This window comes from Leptospira idonii (assembly GCF_004770995.1).
Lineage (GTDB): Bacteria > Spirochaetota > Leptospiria > Leptospirales > Leptospiraceae > Leptospira_A > Leptospira_A idonii.
Map to the genome: position 1 here is coordinate 1 of NZ_RQHW01000010.1, position 18056 is coordinate 18056.

At 40.3% G+C, this 18056-nt stretch carries 16 protein-coding genes and 1 pseudogene; 7 read left to right on the forward strand and 10 right to left on the reverse strand.

From position 1 onward, the window contains the following. Nucleotides 1-372: 372 nt before the first annotated feature. From EHS15_RS02695 to EHS15_RS02710, 4 genes are all read left to right on the forward strand, one after another. Complete coding sequence (locus EHS15_RS02695) at nucleotides 373-996, forward strand: hypothetical protein (RefSeq protein WP_135759007.1); 624 nt, start codon at nucleotides 373-375, stop codon at nucleotides 994-996. Between the two features lie 26 nt (nucleotides 997-1022). Then, on the forward strand, nucleotides 1023-1646 hold the full coding sequence (locus tag EHS15_RS02700) for a hypothetical protein (protein WP_135759008.1): 624 nt from the start codon (nucleotides 1023-1025) through the stop codon (nucleotides 1644-1646). Nucleotides 1647-1660: 14 nt separating this feature from the next. Next, nucleotides 1661-2173, forward strand: a complete 513-nt coding sequence (locus tag EHS15_RS02705; RefSeq protein WP_135759009.1) for a hypothetical protein — start codon at nucleotides 1661-1663, stop codon at nucleotides 2171-2173. Nucleotides 2174-2480: 307 nt separating this feature from the next. After that, nucleotides 2481-3077: a hypothetical protein gene (locus EHS15_RS02710; protein WP_135759010.1), complete on the forward strand. Its 597-nt coding sequence runs from the start codon at nucleotides 2481-2483 to the stop codon at nucleotides 3075-3077. Nucleotides 3078-3088: 11 nt separating this feature from the next. Here EHS15_RS02710 and EHS15_RS02715 read toward each other — a convergent pair whose 3' ends face one another. Continuing rightward, nucleotides 3089-3448 carry an iron chaperone gene (locus tag EHS15_RS02715; RefSeq protein WP_135759011.1) on the reverse strand — a complete coding sequence of 120 codons (360 nt, stop codon included), beginning with the start codon at nucleotides 3446-3448 and terminating at the stop codon, nucleotides 3089-3091. A 138-nt stretch (nucleotides 3449-3586) separates the two neighbouring features. On the opposite strand from EHS15_RS02715, the gene EHS15_RS02720 reads away from it, so the two are divergent. Next, the gene (locus EHS15_RS02720; RefSeq protein WP_246051863.1) at nucleotides 3587-4693 is read left to right on the forward strand and encodes a PA0069 family radical SAM protein; all 1107 of its coding nucleotides are present in this window, start codon (nucleotides 3587-3589) and stop codon (nucleotides 4691-4693) included. A 3-nt stretch (nucleotides 4694-4696) separates the two neighbouring features. Here the strand turns inward: EHS15_RS02720 and trpC are convergent, their stop codons facing one another. After that, a complete protein-coding gene (gene trpC, locus EHS15_RS02725) occupies nucleotides 4697-5449 on the reverse strand; it encodes an indole-3-glycerol phosphate synthase TrpC (protein WP_135759012.1) in 753 nt (250 codons plus the stop codon). Between the two features lie 26 nt (nucleotides 5450-5475). Further along, nucleotides 5476-5808 carry an STAS domain-containing protein gene (locus tag EHS15_RS02730; protein WP_135759013.1) on the reverse strand — a complete coding sequence of 111 codons (333 nt, stop codon included), beginning with the start codon at nucleotides 5806-5808 and terminating at the stop codon, nucleotides 5476-5478. A gap of 61 nt (nucleotides 5809-5869) precedes the next feature. Between EHS15_RS02730 and murD the strand changes: the two genes are divergently transcribed. After that, nucleotides 5870-7270: a UDP-N-acetylmuramoyl-L-alanine--D-glutamate ligase gene (gene murD, locus EHS15_RS02735; RefSeq protein WP_135759014.1), complete on the forward strand. Its 1401-nt coding sequence runs from the start codon at nucleotides 5870-5872 to the stop codon at nucleotides 7268-7270. A gap of 144 nt (nucleotides 7271-7414) precedes the next feature. Further along, nucleotides 7415-7741 carry an STAS domain-containing protein gene (locus EHS15_RS02740; RefSeq protein ID WP_135759015.1) on the forward strand — a complete coding sequence of 109 codons (327 nt, stop codon included), beginning with the start codon at nucleotides 7415-7417 and terminating at the stop codon, nucleotides 7739-7741. On the opposite strand, the gene EHS15_RS02745 is transcribed toward EHS15_RS02740, so the two are convergent. The 7 genes and pseudogenes from EHS15_RS02745 to EHS15_RS02775 form a co-directional block, all read right to left on the reverse strand. Beyond that, nucleotides 7716-8501 (reverse strand): hypothetical protein, encoded by a 786-nt coding sequence (locus EHS15_RS02745; protein WP_135759016.1) that lies wholly within the window; start codon nucleotides 8499-8501, stop codon nucleotides 7716-7718. The two genes, EHS15_RS02740 and EHS15_RS02745, sit on opposite strands and share 26 nt — an antisense overlap. A gap of 102 nt (nucleotides 8502-8603) precedes the next feature. Then, nucleotides 8604-10592, reverse strand: a complete 1989-nt coding sequence (locus tag EHS15_RS02750; RefSeq protein ID WP_135759017.1) for an HD domain-containing phosphohydrolase — start codon at nucleotides 10590-10592, stop codon at nucleotides 8604-8606. Nucleotides 10593-10632: 40 nt separating this feature from the next. Continuing rightward, complete coding sequence (locus EHS15_RS02755) at nucleotides 10633-11673, reverse strand: hypothetical protein (RefSeq protein ID WP_135759018.1); 1041 nt, start codon at nucleotides 11671-11673, stop codon at nucleotides 10633-10635. A gap of 7 nt (nucleotides 11674-11680) precedes the next feature. Beyond that, the gene (locus EHS15_RS02760) at nucleotides 11681-14041 is read right to left on the reverse strand and encodes a tetratricopeptide repeat protein (RefSeq protein WP_135759019.1); all 2361 of its coding nucleotides are present in this window, start codon (nucleotides 14039-14041) and stop codon (nucleotides 11681-11683) included. Between the two features lie 90 nt (nucleotides 14042-14131). Beyond that, nucleotides 14132-15526 carry a flagellar hook protein FlgE gene (gene flgE / locus EHS15_RS02765; RefSeq protein ID WP_135759020.1) on the reverse strand — a complete coding sequence of 465 codons (1395 nt, stop codon included), beginning with the start codon at nucleotides 15524-15526 and terminating at the stop codon, nucleotides 14132-14134. 83 nt (nucleotides 15527-15609) lie between these two features. Beyond that, nucleotides 15610-16176, reverse strand: a pseudogene (locus EHS15_RS02770) (flagellar hook capping FlgD N-terminal domain-containing protein); the annotation flags it as partial. 16 nt (nucleotides 16177-16192) lie between these two features. After that, nucleotides 16193-17851, reverse strand: a complete 1659-nt coding sequence (locus EHS15_RS02775; RefSeq protein ID WP_167884138.1) for a flagellar hook-length control protein FliK — start codon at nucleotides 17849-17851, stop codon at nucleotides 16193-16195. Nucleotides 17852-18056 lie beyond the last annotated feature (205 nt).

The following is an 18056-nucleotide window of genomic DNA, read 5'->3' on the forward strand; positions in this document are numbered from 1 at the left end:
CTCCCTTAACTTTTTTTATTACTTTCTTCCGCCTTTCCTTAACTCCATAATTCAACTTAAATGACCAATCTACGGCACCTCGAGGAGCAAAGGTGTTCGCCGATTAACGAAAATATGTGATGAATTGCAGTGATTCGAAGACAATGAGCCAAAAATCTAATATTTTTATTATTTAAAGTGAACCTTCTTCGCGAAATTCGTCTAAACTTTTCTTTGAATACGAAATATGATATGGGAAGTTAAAGAATGAAGGAAACTATTTATTTCAAAAGGAATCGAGCAAGAACGGACAGTTTTAAATTTAGATTGCGTGAAAACGATTCAAAACATCCCTTTATTCTTTTTTGTACTATTTGTTAGGAGTTCTTCATTATGAAAGATAAAAATCCTTCTGCCTTATTCATTCAAAACTGCATTCAATTAATCTCCGGCGAAGATAGAGAACATTATGTCCATAGATATTATGAATTCATCAACGGAGGGGATCGTATGTACGGTTCCAATGCCCCCATTTCCGAAGAGGAATGGAAGGGGCTCGCAGTAACAAAACAAGCGGAGCTTGCGGAAAAAATGCTGAATGTTCCTTCTTTAAGCATCCGATATCCAGGGACTTTCAGTGGACCTTTAACGAAAGATATGCAGATGTTTATCGGTTTGGATCAGTTGGAATCTTTGAGTGGAGATTTTATGATGGTGGAATCTTATACGAAACTTTTGGAACTACCGAAACTGGATCAAATCAGATTCGATATATTTGGACATTCAGCAGGTCACACGAACAATCATTGGAGTGTCTTAGATGCTTTGTTGTTCCTTCATACAGAAGGTTTTCAAGGCAAACTGGACGGACTTCTGAAATATAAGGAAGAACTAGATCTGGCGAAACCGTTTTCTCTCCAATATGTTTTAGAGACCGAATCCGGAATGGATACATCAACCGAATCTCTAAAAAAAATAATCACGAAAGAGTTTTTGTACAAGAACTTTGCGAAATAAAAATCGAACAGAACGAAGGAAATTTTATGACAACTAGATCCCAAGAATTCATTCAAAACTGCACTCAGTTGCTTTCCGGCGAAGAGGGAGAATATTATGCTTATAGATATTTTGAATTCATAAATGGAGGTGATTCTTTTTACGGTTCGCACGCCCCCCTTTCCGAGGAGGAGTGGAAGGGGCTTACATTCGCAAAACAGGCTGAACTTGCCGAAGAATTGCTGAATGTTTCTTCTTTGAGTATACGATATCCGGGGACATACAGCGGGCCTTCCACGAAGGATTTACAAATGTTTGTCGGTTTGGATCAATTGGAATCTTTGCAAGGAGATTTTATGCAAGTGGAATCTTATACAAAACTCTTGGAACTGCCGAAATTAAATGAAATCAGTTTCGATATATTTGCACATTCCAGCGGTTATGCCATAGGAATATGGAGCGTTTTGGATGCTTTGATGTGCATTCATACGGAAGGTTTTAAAGCTAAAGTAGAAGGGCTTTTGAAATATAAAGAAAAACTGGATCTGGCAAAACCCTTCCCTATCCTACATAAAGATCTTTCCGGGCTGGAATTAAATAATGATGAGTTATATAAATATCTAAAAGATTTGATTGCTGAAGACTTTTTATACAAAAACTTTGCGAAATAAAAAGGAGCAATTCAATGAAATGTTTAAAATGCGGACATACAAACGACTACAACTCTAAATTCTGCAACCAGTGTGGAAAAGAATTAAGCACTTTCTCAATGAGTGAAAACGATAGAGTGGCCCAACAAATCAATCCAACGAGAGAGACATTCAAATCCATTATTTCTTGGATTGCTGGAATTTTCTTTCTTCTTTTGGCAATCGCATCTTTGGTTCCAGAACAATTCCATTTATTAGGTTTCTTTACTTATGGTATTATAAGTTATTTGCTGATACCTCCCTTTAAATCTTATTTAGAAAGGTTATTAGGCTCCAAAATACCATTGGCTCTTAACATACTGATCATTGTGATATGTTTTATAGCGGGATCATCCACTATGCCTGGATTAGAAAAGGAAATAGAGAAACAAAGGAACATGCAATCACAAACAAAAGAACCTGAGCCACAACAGAGAACTCAGTCACAAAGTCAAACACAGACTCAATCGCAAAGTCAAACCCAAAGTCAGAAGATTCAAAAAAGATAATCTTTTAACCCATGCGCCAAGGATCGCAGTTCCTGCTGACCGAGCGTCCCGTCGAGGGAGAGCCTGGTCGGTGCTTGAAATCAATTTCTATTTCAGGTTTATTTCCGAGGCGCCCCACTACAATATTCAATCCTATCTAAAGTTATTGGATGAAAATTATGAAAACTATAGTTACAGATGTTATGAATTTATTAGCGGAGGGGATAGTTTATATACCAGTAGTTTTCCCGTTAAGGAACCACAATAGAAAGAGTTTTCTCACCAAAAACAAGCGGAGGTTGCGGAAACATATCTAAATGTCTCTTCCTTGTATATAGGCTATCCAGGCACAGAAAGCGGACCTTATGCGAAAGATTTACAGATATTCTATGGTTTGGACAAATTGGAATCTTTGACGGGAGATTTTATGATGGTGGAATCTTATTACCATCTCCTTAAGTTGAAAAACTTGGATCGTCTGAATGTCGACACATTTGCGCATCTCCTAGGTTATATAGATAGAATTTGGACTGTTTTTGATGCACTGATTTTTTCTCACGAATACCAACGTAGGCATATCGTAGATGTAACAGGAATTTTAAAATACAAGAAGGAACTGCAACTGGACAAACCGTTCGATTTTTACTCGGAAGACCCGAAGCTGAAAGCACCTTCCAAAGACGAAGACTTGAGCGATTGGAACGGTTGGGATGAATGGGAGGAGAATTCAAAAAAACGATTACTAAAGAATTCTTATATAAGAATTTCGCGAAATAAGAAAGAAATTCGAATCAACAATTTTGTTATTTATATGTTTTTCATAGCGCCAGGGATTGAAGCGAAGAGCCCGGTCGGTGGAAAATCCAGGTCCAATCATATAACAAATTCGAGGCGCACAAAGAACGAACTCGTAAAGGAGATCTAATGACGGCATGGTCACAAAGCATCCTCTTTCACTCGAAATTTCACCATCTTGGTGATCAAAGCCAAAGGAAGCGGTTCTCCGAAAGGAAATTGAATCGTACCTTTGGAATATTTGTATCGAGTCAGTGAAGATTCAAATTGAGTGATCGGGCCGGAAGTAGGATAAAACCCGATGTGTTTTTTATTTGCAGCAAAATAAACCAAGTTTCTTTTGAGAGCAAAAGCGGGCATTCCGTAACTGATTTTTTCCTCTGCTTTAGGAGCCGCCTTTCGGATTGTTTCTCTCAATTGTTGTAACATCTTTTGGACGTCTTTCGGGAAGCCTGAAATGTATTCATCGATCGTTTGCACCTTAGCTTTTTTAGAATCCATCTACTGCACCTCGGAACCGTATGCAGTCAGTTTATTTTGTTTTGCCTAAGTCAGGAAACTAAAATTAGAAAGGGAAATAGGAGCGAGAGAGAAGAAATAAATACTTTACATTTGAATAGTATATATTTAAATAGATATGTGCAGATTCCAAATCCGCAAAATAGAATCAAACGAGGCACCAGCTCTCATATCGAGGGAAGGTTTGCGAAAACATTCCGAGAGGAATGGACGGAAGACCGCGAAGAAGATCTACAACCGAAGTACATCAAAACGGAATACCTAAAAGAATATCCCAAATCTCTTCTTTCCAGAAACGATTCCCCCGACATCCCTTATGATTTAAGTTTGAATCCTTACAGAGGTTGCGAACATGGTTGTATTTATTGTTATGCGAGACCGAATCATGCCTATGTGGATCTTTCTCCGGGAATCGACTTCGAATCCAAAATTTTCATCAAACAAAACACTAAAGAAGTGTTTATAGAGGACTTAAAAAGAAAATTCAAATCGGGAAATAGAGATCCGATCGTTTTCGGATCCGTAACGGACAGTTATCAGCCAATCGAAAGAAAAACGGAAACCACAAGAAGGCTTTTGGAAACCGCTCTCAAGTTCAAACAGCCTGTAGAAATCATCACAAAATCTTCTCTCATCTTAAGAGATCTGGATATTTTAAGCGAAATGGCAAAACAAAATTTGGTTCGAGTTTGTTTTTCCGTAACGACTCTGGACAAAGAACTTTGGTCCAAACTGGAACCCAGAACTCCAGCACCTACCAGAAGAATGGAAGCGATCGAAACATTGACCGGTGCAGGCATTCCAGTCATCTTGATGTTCGCACCAGTCATCCCTTTCCTAAACGATCATGAAATGGAATCCATCGTCCGAGAGGGAAAAGAAAGAGGGATCTCTCAAGCCATTATGATTTTAGTCCGACTTCCCTATGAACTAGGGGATCTGTTCTCCAATTGGCTTACGGAACACTACCCTTTGAAAAAAGATAAAATCCTGGGTCTATTGAAAGATACGAGAGAAGGCAAACTCTATAAGTCGGGTTTCGGACAGAGAATGACTGGCACAGGAAATTATGCGGAGCTATTACGAGCCAGATTTCAACTCATCCGCAAACAATTGGACTTAGAAATGAAAACATACAAAAAATTGAATACGGAACTTTTTCATATTCCTTTGGAATACCAAAGAAAAAAAGTCCAAGGAGAAGAATTTTTACCAGGTTTGTTTTGAAGGTTAAGAGATGCCAGTAGTCAATTTACGATAAGCGGTTGTTATATTTTCTTCTTTCATAAAATAGGTGCCGATGAGTACGGAATCTACGATTCCTTTACAGTCATCCCAATCTTTGGAAGAATGAATTCCCGATTCAGCCACTCGAACCAAATGATTCGGAATCAAAGGTGCAATCTCTTTCACTAAATTAGGATGAATGGCGAAAGTATCCAAATCTCTCGTGTTGATTCCGATCACATCCATCCCAAGTTCCAAAGAAAGTTCCACCTCTTCTCTATTATGTGTCTCTACAAGAACGCCCAATCCTAAAGATTTGGCATATTGAAACAATTCTTGCAGTCTGCTTTTTTCCAAGATGCGAACGATGAGTAAAATTGCGGATGCTCCATAAGAATAAGCTTCCTGAATTTGGGACTCATGAATGATGAAATCTTTTCTAATGACCGGAATGGAAACGGAACGACTGACTTGGTTTAGGTCCTCAAGAGAGCCGTAAAAATAATCCCTGTCGGTTAAAACGGAAATGGCACTGGCACCGCAGGTTTCGTATTCCTTTGCGATGGAAACCGCAGAGTAATCGGAACGCAAAATCCCCGCACTGGGACTTCCTTTTTTACATTCAGCGATCATCGTAAGAGAAGAAGCTTTGAGGGAAGATGCGAACGGATACAGAGGAACTTCCCTTTTCGGAAGGGAAGAGATTGAAATGCGGGAAATTTCCTCTTTTTTGGTATCTACGATTTTATGAAGGATGGGATTCGTAGAAACTTACCTGAAAACTAAAAGGATTTGAGGGCAGCTTCTTCGGAATCGTAAATATCGAATAGAGAAGTAAGTTCAATGACATCAAAGATCCGCTTCACTGCGGGTTTGATATTGGAAATTTTAAGAGAACCTTCTTTCGAATTGAGTTTACGGAGAGTGGAAATGCAAGCTCTAAAGCCGGAAGAAGACATATATTCCACTTCTTTCATGTTCAAGAGGACTTTTCTATGGCCCCCATTGTCAATCAGGTCCATTAGACCTTCTTCTACTTCGTTTGCTACGGAAACGTCCAATCGACCTTCCAGGTAAACAACTAGTTTTCCATCTTTGATCTCGTGTTTTAGCACTCTTTCACCCGAACCTGATATGATTTTACAAAATCATCGCTTTTTCACTGACTGTCAATCAATGTTTTCTCAAGAGATTTCCGACCGTTCCGAACTGCTCCGATACGACTTTTTTCTCATTTTAGGAGGTGGTATCTCCGGCGACTCCGCCGCACGTCTTCTTAAAAAATATAATAAAACTGTTTATCTTGCGGATCGAAAACAAACGAATCCTCCCGACTCCCCCTATTCTCTTGTTTTCTCGGATGAAAACATACAAGAAGCCACTGCCAACATACAATGTGTCATCAAAAGCCCCGGGATTTCGCCGACACATCCCATTTTAGCATCTGCCAAGAGTAAAAAAATTCCCATACTATCCGAGATCGCTTTGGGAAGAATCTTCTATCAAGGAAAACTAGTAGGAATCACAGGGACTGACGGTAAATCAACTACAACCGCGCTCACCCATCATATCCTTTCTTCCGAATATCCGAATGCGGTGGTAGGAGGAAATTTAGGAAGACCGTTTACTGATTTTTGCGACCAAAATGCGGATCTTGTCGTTTTGGAACTCTCCAGTTACCAACTGGAAGATTCACCTAACTTAAATTTAACTGTATCAGCGATCACAAATTTAGCACCGGATCATTTGGAACGACACAAAACGATGGAAAATTATTTAGCCGCCAAATGGAAGGTGGCCGACTTGGAAAATCCGAACCATTGTTTTCTCACGCAAAGAAAGATTTGGAATCGAATCGAAGAAAAAAAATCAACTTATCCAAGTAAGGTGATATTTTTCGGAGAAAACTTAGACGATGGGATTCGAATCGATCCGGTGAAACGACTTATTTCGACTTCGAAAGATACCTACGAAACGAATTCATTCCCTCTGCCAGGAAATCATAATCTCCAAAATTTGGCAGTGGCCATAGGGATCGCAGAAGCATTGCATGTTCCTAAGGAAAAAATCATTTCCCGATTTTCCGACTTCGAAGGATTACCTCATCGCTTCAAAAAGCTGAAAACATCGGAACATCCTCTTTTCCCTAAACTCACAGTCATAAACGATTCTAAGTCCACAAACCTTCACAGTATGCTTTCCGGACTTTCCGGATTTTCCCACCAGGATAAAGTTTATTTAATATTAGGCGGGGAACCGAAAGAAGAAAGCCTCGATCCTTTTTTTGCCAGATGGAAAGAGATAGACTGTGAAGTTTGGATTTACGGAAAGGCGGCAGAGGTTTGGAAACAAAATTTTCAAACGAATGGGAACGATCGTTTTCACTTAGTTCCTCGTGTGGAAGAAGCTCTGCGTCAAATCAAAACGATTCTTATCTCCGAAACGAAAGACAAACTAACATCTCAAAATCGAACTTTATTATTTTCTCCCGCTTGTGCCAGTTTCGATCTTTATAAAAACTTTACGGAACGAGGAGAAGATTTCGAAAGATGTGTGAAGGAGTTGTTTCTCTCTTAAAGAGAGAAACTTTTACCCTTGCATTTTTACTAGTAGTTCTACTCAAAAAATTCTTTCTTATTTTCAGCTCCTTCTTCTTTTTTTCGAACCAATCTATAATCTTTTTCCTCTAAATACCGTTTGTTTGTTTGAGAGGAAAAAACGATGATTCAGGCAACGGAATACCCAGGATGTTATAAAGTGAATCTCACTAAATTGGATTTGGAATCTATGGGAAATTTCGAGATGGAACTCAATTCTCATCTTTCTCCCCGGGAAAAAGTCATCCTTCTGGATTTTGCGGAAGTGGAAGAAATCTCTTCCGCCATTCTGGGAATTTTACTGAAGAAAAAAATGGAGATGAGAAAAGGCGGATGTGAAGTTTATCTTTGGAACGTAAAACCGATCGTTCGCAGAATCTTAAAGATCACTAAACTAGCCCAGTTTCTGCTAATGCAGCAACAGGCTAGTCTCGGTATTCCTGCAAACTGATCTTTTGCAATAGATCCGTATAATGATAATACTTAACCCCTGAGGTATAAACGATAGAGTCAGACAATATTTGATACGCACCGATTTTATACATAAGTATGTCTTCCTCAATCGGCTCGGGATTTGCTGCCGAGTAAACGATCACTCTTTTGTTTGTGATGACTGTGGCCAAATTCCCCAAAGAAGACATTCCGCTTACAATCTCTCCTTCCAAAGCATTTTTCTTCCAACTGTCCCAGCCGGATAAATAAACATAAGTTCGACGGTCAGATTTCGCAGTGATCCCGTTGTTTCCCAATTTGAATTGCATTCTTTCGTCTCCGTAAAGACTTTCGGAAACCCATCTGCGATTCGAAGAATCGATCGCATGTAATTTTTTATTGGTGAGTATGACCGCTACGTTCCCTTGCACTTCCCGGTAAAGAACGACTTCTCCCACGATCTTTAAGACTTCATTCGAACCGTCTCCGAACAAGGCACGTAACTTATCGTAACCGGTAAAAATAGTGAGAGTGTTCGTAATGGGAGGGTAATCGGTTTGATCTGTAATTTCCGATCGGAAAGAGAAAGGTTTAGGATCGTGACCGGGATCGAATAAAGTTCCGGGAACAGGCCGGGAAGGATTTGTGTTTTTTATGACTGTGTAGGATTGAGAGAACAGAGGAAAACCTAACAACGAAATAAAAAGTAAAGTCGAAACGGTTTTAAAGATCGACGAACGAAATAGATTCGAAATTTGAGCCGGAAATTTGGCAGCCATTGAGGTTCCTTGCGGACAATGTCGCATCTCTCTTTATTAGCTTACAAGCTCAAAATACTAACAAAGAAATAAAATGACCAGGCAAAGGGATGCGTAAATGCATCACCCTTCCAAACGTTTATGAAGGGTTTTTTCGTAAACTTTGCTTTCGATAAAGATATCCAAAAGATCTCCGTCGATATGCTGGTCTCTCACTTCCATCTTTAAGATATCGAATGCTCTTTCTAGCGGCACCGCTTTTTTATAAGGACGGTCTTTGTCCGTAAGCGCATCGAAAATATCCGCGATGGCCATCATCTTCGCCTGCACGGGGATCTCCACAGCACTGAGTCCTCTGGGGTAACCTCCTCCGTTCAGTTTTTCATGATGACCATGAGCTATGGCAGGAACCATTTTCAATTCCTTGGTCCAAGGAATTTTACTTAAAAATTGAAATGTATGTTCTACGTGAGATTCGATCTCTCTTCTTTCATCGAAGTCGAGAGAACCTTTACGAATGGATAAAAAGCCGAATTCCCTAGGCTGCAATAAAGAGATTTGATTTCCATCCGTTGTTTGGTAACTGAGTTTGGAAATTTCTTCCAAAAAGTTGGAATTACTTTCTTCCAGAATGGAAGGTTCGTTGGATTGTGCGATCACACGAACCATTTCTTCCATTTTCTGCCTTTCCATTTCATATTCCAATTGGATGGACTGTTCGAACTCCGAATAACCGGAGTTACCGTGCTTTTTCAAGTAGTCTATTTTTTTCTGTGCCAGCTTCGCTTCTACGTCTTTTACGATAAAATGAAAGCGCCATCGGATGAGATCCAATTCGTATTCTTCCAATTTTTTAGCTTTGACTAGAACCTTTTCCCGAACCCCTACTTTTCCGAAGTCGTGAAGAAGAGAAGCGTATCTGATTTCCTTAATTTGGGCGGGATTAAAATTCAAATCCTTGAATCTTCCCACTCCGATGGAACTCACTGCCTCCGCCAAACCTACAGTATATTGTGCCACTCGGAAAGAGTGACCGGAAGTGGTTGGATCCCTGGATTCGATGGCGGATACGCTCGCAGTGACAAAACCTTCGAATAGGGTTTCGATCTCATGAACCAAATTATTATTTTGGATGGCGACTGCGGCTTGTCCTGCTACGGACATCACCAGTTCTTCGGAATATTTATCGTATTCCAAGGTATGATTGCTTTTTAACTGATCCAAAGTGAGCTTCAGATGAAAGTTTTTCTTTCTATTGATGAGCTGGATGACTCCCACTACTTCATCATGATGGTCTTTCATAGGAACAACTAACATAGATTTGGAGTAGTAGTTACTCATCCGATCGAAGTCGCTGTTGAATTTGTATTCCTCTTTTCCCGATAGTTCGTAGACATTAGGAATGTTCAGTTGTTTTCCCGTATAGGCAACATAACCGGCGATACTTTTTTTGTTGATAGGTAGAATGAACTCGTCGGAGTTCAAATCCAATGCGGAGATCTTAAATCGGAGATTTCGAGGATTTCCTTTTTCGTCTTTTTCAACAAGATACAAAGAACCTGAATCCGAATTGGAAATTTCCCTGGCGGAGTTTAGAATGTCTCTCAGAAGTTTCGTGAAATCTTTTTCATTCGCAAGACTGATTCCGATGCGGGTGAGTTTTGAAATTTCATTTGTGGATACATTGATTCGTTTTTGAAGTTCGAATTTATCCACCACCATCTGCAGGCTAGTGAATGCATTGACCACTGCCTTCACTAAAAAGATGACAGGAGCCTCTTCCGGAACATTGGTAAAAAACAATTCCTCTTCTATGGAGAGTGCCTGAAAACCTGTGTAGTCAATGGGTGCCTTTATGATAAAGGAACTCATCACGGAAGGATGGAGTTTTAAAAAATTGTGAATTTCCTCATGGCGGGACTCCAGTTCACCTCTGGAAATATAAAACAAAACCTTTGCAATGTTATGTTGGGAATCTTCTTCTATCTTATCCAAGTCGGAAAGAGACAGAACCTTGGCCCTGATTTTTTTGGAGTAGTCTGAGATGCGACCTTCAAAGTAAAGATCGTCGGTAATGATGAATTTATGTTCCCGTGTAGATTCTTTTGTCACATAGAAAATATCGACCTAATCGGGGCGGATGTCTATTCTTTTAATAATTTTTTCCCTCTGCGCCTTCTTTAGGCAATAGATAGACCGCAGAAGCAACTAGACAAGACAACAAAAACACTGTTAACAAAAACAAACTCTGCACGGCCAGCATAACCGAAGGAGGGTGAAGCCATTCCTGATTCGGAAGACTCAAATAGGGAAGAAACAATCCGATCCCTCCTGCAACCAACTGTCCGGAAACCAATAGAGAACTTCTGTCGGACCAGTTTTTTTTCCTAAGCCACAACTGCAAAAGATGCAGAAACAACCCTGCAGAAAATGAAACCGGAATCAAAAGCAAATGAGTGACCCCCAAAGATGCGGACACAAGCGCAGAACCCGCAAAAAAAGGAAGTAAGGACAAACCGAACCCTTCCGAGAGTTTTTTTCTAGCTTGAGAGACAGCCAAAAACCCCAGAACGGAAGAAAGGGAAGCAAGCAAAAGATCGATGGAAAGAAAATAGAACCTTTCCTCGGTTATCCGGCCGGAAACGATCGGAATAACAAAGGGAAGAGAGAGGAAAAACAAAGACGAAACGAAAGAATCAGGGATCTTCTTTTCCAAATCCTCATCGGCCAAAGGCTGAAAAAAGATCTCCTGGAACCAGGCAATGCTGCCGGAAACCAGAAACAGAATCACAAAGCCCCCTCGTTCCAAAACTCCCAGCTCCGTAAAACTACCGAGTGAAAAATGGAAGAATAGGAAGGGAAACAAGCCCAATCCGATCAAACAAATGTAAATCAACTGGGAGGATGTTTTGAGTTTAGGGAGAACCAAATAAGAACCCATAAAACTAAAACTCAAAAATAAAACCAGATTCGTAAAACTAACAATAGGTTGTTTTACAAAATAAAAAGGAAGAGAAATACGGAACTGATCCAAAACGGAAAACAATAGGTAAGCAAAAACCAGAAAGAATACCGAGATAAAATAGAATTTGGAACGGAACTGTTTCGCATAAAAGAACTCGGAAACTCCTACCAAAACAACTAAAGAGGAAAAAAAGGAGATGATGCTGGTTTCTGGCTGGAATGGATGCATTTGCATATTACCTTTCGCTCAATGTGAATTTAGAAAGAGTATAAGGAGGTTCTCCGTTTCGATCTAAACTTTGAAAGTTATGATGGAAACCTCGTATGGATTGAAAACCGATTAGGCTAAATTTTGCCTGTCCCTTCGGCTTAAACAAAATGCTTCTATTGAAAAAATATAGAACAGGATTATCTTTCAGATGAAACGCTACATCCATAAAATGCGGCTGAATTTTAGTATAAGTTTCGTAAATATCGATCGAATTCGCAGCCCGCATAATGATCGTTTTGTCTTTTAAATTTGGGATACTTCTGTTTTTTAAGATCCAATGGTTCGGATCGGAATACTCTGTTTCGAATTTCCCCACACCGTCTGCGGAAAGAATACGAATGTTTCGGAAAGAATAAAGTCTGTCCTTTTTATCGGAAGGAACTTTCTTCAAAAAAAGATCCACTTCTTTGGGAAGTTCCCAAAGCACCACTTCCATTTTTGGAAAATGATAAGCAACCGATTGGGAAGTGATTCCTGGAGCATCAGGGTTGTTCAAAGCGGGACCTATATCTAAGAAGACAATGTTCTCCCCTTTTTCAAAAGACTTCTTTTTGGGAAATAAAGACTCTTTCAAATAAGAAAGAGAAGGAGTTCCGAAAAAATCTTTTTCCAAAAGATCGGAAAGAAACTCATTCGTATCTTCCAGCCGATTTTCATAGGTTCTTGCGCGGATCTCTTCATCCTGACCGGAAAAAATATAACGACCAGTGTAGGATCGAATCACAGCTTCTTCCAAGCCGGTAAATTCATTCTCCGTAGGTTCCGCATACACTCCCGGTAAAATAAAATCGGGAACTAGGCAAACGGCAGAACCAAGAGGAACAATTGCGTTGTAAGGAGAAAGCCTGGTATAAACTTTATAAAAACGATCCGCTTCTTCTTCCGCGTTTTTGGCGGAATAAATTTTTGCCAAATTGAAGTAACTGTAACGATAAAAGAGTTTATCTTCTATGTTTAACATTCCTTTTGCGGAGAGAATGTCTTCCCAAATCGATTTTGCGACATTCGCATTTCCCAATCGGAACTGAGCCGCTGCCTGCAACACCAAAGTATGAAAATTCAGTTCATGATTGCTCAAGTTCTTTTGAAAAAGGATGGATCTAACTTTGCTTAGATAAGGAAGAGAAGCTTCGTAAGCTCCTAAGTCGTATTGCAATTTTCCTAAATCGAAATAAAACAAGGCTCTTTCGAAATCGGTGAATACGGACACTTGCGGTTCCACTTTAAAAAATCCGCTGAGAGCCACTTCCTTTTGGTTCAAATCCGCAAGAAGAAGAGAATGATACCAAAGATTGATCGTAGTCTCTTTGTCTCCGGAAAGATCCAAAGAGGAATACATTTCTTTTGCTGAAGTGAGATAATAAAGAGCTTCTTCTTTTTTTCCGATCTTCACCAAAATTTGCCCGAGAAGGGACAAAGAGTGAGCGTATTCAAAATGATAAACTTGTTTTAGATTTTCCCTGGTTTTACGGGCGATCTGTAGATACTCGAAAGATTTTTCCAAATCACCGGAAAAAAACAATTCTCTTCCGATGCGGTAGGCAAGGAGAGAGTGATACATCGTATCGGAAAGTTTTTTATCTTCCCATTCTTTCCAAATATCCTTATGAGAAGACACCGACTTCCAAACAAGCAAGGCCTTCGCCTTTTCATAATACAAAAATGCAGCCCGAGGGGAAGACAAAGCCAAAGTTTTATATATATCTAACTTTTGTTCTGTGGAAACGGAAGAAGAGAATAAAATCGTGTAGAGACCGAATTCCGTTTCGGATAAAACTTCAGAATTCAATTCGGGATTGAGCAGAGCCAGTTTGGGAGGATGCAGAAGGATTCGATGCAGTCGAATGGTTTCCCGAATCAAATGTTCATAACTCTTTAAAATGAGAAAGGGAGTTTTTCCCAAGTCGGCCCAGGGAACGGAAAAACCGGATTCGGAAAAATATTTTTTAGTCTGCGGGAAATAAATTTTAGGAGAAAAGGAGAGAGAACCTTTTTCAATTTCAAACTCCCCCTGAAGGACGATATGCAGGCGGTTTTGTTTGACGAAAGATAAATCGGAATTCTCTCCGTAATAAACAAGATCGGAACCTTGTGCAAACCCTAGACTTACAAGCTCCCTTACCGCTTTCGCATAGTTTTTGGTTTCTTGATAATCGTTCAGCTCCCAGTCACCCAAGGAAATATGAGGGATCAGATCGGGAGAATGATAGGATTTAGGAAGAGATTCCTTGCGGATCGTGTCGCGAATAGAATAGTATAGCGGAGGATAGGCGATTGTCGCCAGTAAGATTACGGTTAGAAGTGCATTTTTTTGAAAACGTGACAAGGATTTGCTTAATTCTAAAAATATGAGTTTGACCCAGTATTCTTAGAATTTTGCAAAATTCAAGGAAAAAACGGGGGAAGCCCCCCGCTATTAACGTTTGAGTCCTAGTACTTCTTGGATCATCTGATCGGATGTCACAATCGTTCTAGAGTTGGCCTGGAAACCTCTTTGGGTTACGATCATATCCGTGAACTGATCGGAAAGATCCACGTTGGACATTTCCAAAAGACCTGCGTTGATCTTTCCTCGCCCTTGGGATCCTGCTTCTCCGATGTTCGCCTCTCCGGAGTTCATGGAAAAACTATACATAGTGTCCCCTTCTTTGTTGAGACCGGCAGGGTTCGTAAAATTAGCCAATGCGATTCTGGCAAGAGGTTGTCTCACTCCGTTAGAGAAAACACCTGTTACAGTTCCAGTATTGTCAATAGAGAAAGATTCCATATAACCCATTGAGTAACCGTCCTGTTTCACCGCTTTCGTAGTGAAATCAGAAGAAAACTGTGTGATTCCTCCCACAAGGCCAGCTTCTCCCAGATTCAAACTGAACGTTTGTTGAGTAGGATTTCCAGGAAGACGGAAGGATACCTTCGCCTGAAGTTTTCCTGTAGTTTGAGAATCAACTCCGTCGGATACGCTGATGATTTTCCCGTCAGGAGTGAAAGATACTTCCAATTCAGTATTTCCGGATACTTGCGTGTTTTCCCCGCCTGTTCCAGCAACGTCTACGGAAAGTTGAGTCGCTTCATTCAAGTTCATTCTCATCTTCCAAACATTGTCTCTCAATTTGTAGAATTCCACTCCTAACTGGCGTGTATTTCCTTGTTCATCGTAGACATTAATGGAAGTTACATGTCCTCTTCTTTGGCGAGGATCCGGATCGTTGATGTAACGTTTGATGTCTTCTTCCGTTGCATCCGGCGGAACCGCAGGAACAGCAGCGTTCAGGTTGGATTGAAAGTCAACGTTTTGAGTGGCACGAGCAGGTTCTTTCGAATAAAGAGGGATGACGATGTCTTCGATGGAACCTGCGGAGTTGATGTATTTGTTACCTGTATCGTCGAGGCGGGAATTCCATCCTTGCACCTTGAGTCCGTTAGCAGGATTCACATAATATCCGTTTTTATCTACGTTGAAAGCACCAGCTCTAGTATAAAACTGTTTATCTCCGTCTTTCACGATGAAAAAACCTTCTCCGGAAACGGCAATGTCAGTGTTCTTTCCGGTAGTTTGAAGAGCACCTTGTGTCATGATTTTATCGATAGCTGCGATGAGAGATCCTAAACCGACTTGTTTCGGGTTTGTTCCACCGATATTTTCTTTCGGCTCAGAGGCGCCTTGCAATTCTTGAGAGATCATATCCTGGAATGTAACTCTCTCCGTTTTAAATCCGTGCGTGTTCACGTTTGATATGTTGTTACCAATCACATCCATACGAACTTGGTGGTTTTTCAATCCGGATACTCCGGAATAAAGTGATCTCATCATAACTTTCTGCCTCTTTTTACCTTATCGTCTACTTTCGATTAATCCTGATATGCTTCTTGTTTTTTTAGAGTATTATTCGGATACTCCGTTGGAAGTGTGGATTGTTGAAGTGGAGCGGCAACAGGTTGGTTCTGTGACCTCGCTTCCGCTTTCAACAATTCCGGATCCGAAATCAAATTGATCTTCGATACATCCATCATTCTTCCATTTACTCTAACGTATGTTTTGCCTTCATTGTCGAAAAGAATCGCTCCTGCGATTCCGGTTACGTCTTCCCCTGTCACAAGATCAGGGCCGGAAACCATCTTTCCAACAACCGAATAACTTTGTTTAGATTCCATTCTCTGAATCCCGGAAGAGATGTTTTTCATCTGCTCCAAAGAAGAGAACTGTGCCATTTGTGCGATAAAATCCTTATCCTGAACCGGATTGGTAGGATCTTGATGAGAAAGCTGAGTAAGAAGAAGTTTTAGAAAGTCATCCTTTCCCAATTCCTTCTGTTTTTCACGGATCTCAATCCCTTTCAGTCCGCTCGTTTCCTCTTTTTCCAGTTGATCCAAATGTTTATGGATATTGAATGATTTTTCCGATTCGAAATATCTGCTTCGGATTGCGTTTTGGCTGGATAAATCTTGTATTCCGTCAGGCATCTTTTTTTTTCCTTATCTATGCAAAAATCTCGAAACCTTTGTCGATTCGAGTATCCACTTCATTCACTTCGGACAAGCCGCTTAACTTTTGTTTATTTGTATTTTCGAAATATGCGTCTGCGTATTCGGGGTCATAGTTCCATCCCTTGTCTTGTCTGTTTTCGGATAAGGAAGAACCGGAATCGTCCCAAATATCCACGAGAAGGGTTTCCAATTCTAATCCTGACTCTTTCAGTTTTTCTTTGAGTCCGGAAATTTCCCCAGTAAGAAGAGACTTCATCTCTTCACTCTCCACAAGAATACGTCCTTCCACTTTCTCTCCGGTGACGCTGACCTTCAAAGTCAAACGACCGAAATCCTTAGGATTCATTACGATTTCCGCAGTGGATTTCCCGTTTTGTACGATATCGAAACGAGCTTGTTTTACCAGTTCTTCCATATTCTTTTGAAGAGCCGCTTTGGAAGGAGCCGCATTCGATTTTTCGGATCTTAATACTTCTTCGAATTTAGAACTAGATTTCAACTCTCCTCCGAGAGAAAAACCTTCCTGCTTGAAAGATCCTTTTTTATCTCCCTGATTGAAGGAGCCTTCTTCCGAATTCCCCGAAGAAGACGAATGAGTATTTACGGGAACACTGACAACTTCTTGTAACTTAGGTTTGTCGGAAACCTGAGGCTGTCTGGATTCGGATCTATTGAATTCACGATCCTTCACGCCCATGGACCGAATCGTTTTTTCGGAAATGACATTGGAATCGGAAATCATCTCCTGTTTGTCTTTGGATGTTTCTTCCTTTAAGGAAACTTTTTTGGAGGAACTCGTTTCTTTATTTTTCTCCAAGTGTTTGCCGAAAGAAACCACCTGCTCTTGTTTTACGGGCTCTGCTTTGACCGTTTCTTGCGAAAGTTTAGGTTGTTCTTTGGATACATTCGTTTGAGAAGAAGTTGTTGTTTTAGAAGTAAAAGAACCTGTTTCTTTTTTTCTATCTATGTCTCTTGTTTCCTTAAAATGAGAAAGAACCGTGATTTTTTCCTTACCGAAAGTTTTGGATTCAGGGAACTCGACCAGATTGTTCGCATTTTTATCGGAGGATTCTTTTTTAGGAACCGTTTCGCCGGATTCCGTCTTTTTAAATGACTTTGCTTCTTTTTTGAAGATAGTTTCAGCCAGTTTCTTCGCATCTTCCAAAAAGCTACCGGATTCCTTGCTTTGACCTAAGTATGCGGATGATTTCAAAAACGCAACCTGGGAAGAGGAATGCTGCCATCCGTCCTCTCGGTTTTTAGGTTTGATTTCGTTTAGATTTTTGAATGGAAAATTTTGAGCAAAAATATTCAAACTGTGGCGAAGGGCATCTTCATCTAATGTATGTTCGTCTTCTTCGATTTCTTCGTGATCATCTGAATTGGATTTTTTTTCCTCGGATTCTACGGATTTAATTTCCTCTTTAGAAGGTTCGGAAATATTTTCTTTCCTTTCGGAAGATGGGATATCCTGAGTTTTATTATATTCTTCCGTTTGAGGATTCTTTGCAATCACAGTCTCTTGCGGAGCCGGTAAGGAAGGGCCTAAAGAACCATAAGTTTCTTTTTTCAGGAGATCCGAAAATTTCTCCGTTCCTACGTCGGACGTCTTTGTAGCATCTAACACAGGTAACTTGAAATCAAGGTTCATGAGCGATATTTGTTTTCCGGGCTCACGAGAAATGTTCATGAGAAGTCTCCTTACAGGTTAAGGATCGAACTTCCTGGAAATTCCTTGAGACAATTATCTTCTTCCTATTTACGAATATGTCCCATGAGGGTTTGAGAATTTTGAAACCAGGTTTTTCCGACGGATGTGGGCAGAGGGAAATCGTAGGAGGTACTACATTTGGCCA

What these genes read in the sequence shown, in the direction of transcription:
- EHS15_RS02695 (WP_135759007.1), top strand. Translation starts at nt 373, where the DNA reads ATGAAAGATAAAAATCCTTCTGCCTTATTCATTCAAAACTGCATTCAA.
- EHS15_RS02700 (WP_135759008.1), top strand. Translation starts at nt 1,023, where the DNA reads ATGACAACTAGATCCCAAGAATTCATTCAAAACTGCACTCAGTTGCTT.
- EHS15_RS02705 (WP_135759009.1), top strand. Translation starts at nt 1,661, where the DNA reads ATGAAATGTTTAAAATGCGGACATACAAACGACTACAACTCTAAATTC.
- EHS15_RS02715 (WP_135759011.1), bottom strand. Translation starts at nt 3,448, where the DNA reads ATGGATTCTAAAAAAGCTAAGGTGCAAACGATCGATGAATACATTTCA.
- murD (WP_135759014.1), top strand. Translation starts at nt 5,870, where the DNA reads ATGTTTTCTCAAGAGATTTCCGACCGTTCCGAACTGCTCCGATACGAC.
- EHS15_RS02740 (WP_135759015.1), top strand. Translation starts at nt 7,415, where the DNA reads ATGATTCAGGCAACGGAATACCCAGGATGTTATAAAGTGAATCTCACT.
- EHS15_RS02745 (WP_135759016.1), bottom strand. Translation starts at nt 8,501, where the DNA reads ATGGCTGCCAAATTTCCGGCTCAAATTTCGAATCTATTTCGTTCGTCG.
- EHS15_RS02755 (WP_135759018.1), bottom strand. Translation starts at nt 11,673, where the DNA reads ATGCATCCATTCCAGCCAGAAACCAGCATCATCTCCTTTTTTTCCTCT.
- flgE (WP_135759020.1), bottom strand. Translation starts at nt 15,526, where the DNA reads ATGATGAGATCACTTTATTCCGGAGTATCCGGATTGAAAAACCACCAA.
- EHS15_RS02775 (WP_167884138.1), bottom strand. Translation starts at nt 17,851, where the DNA reads ATGAACCTTGATTTCAAGTTACCTGTGTTAGATGCTACAAAGACGTCC.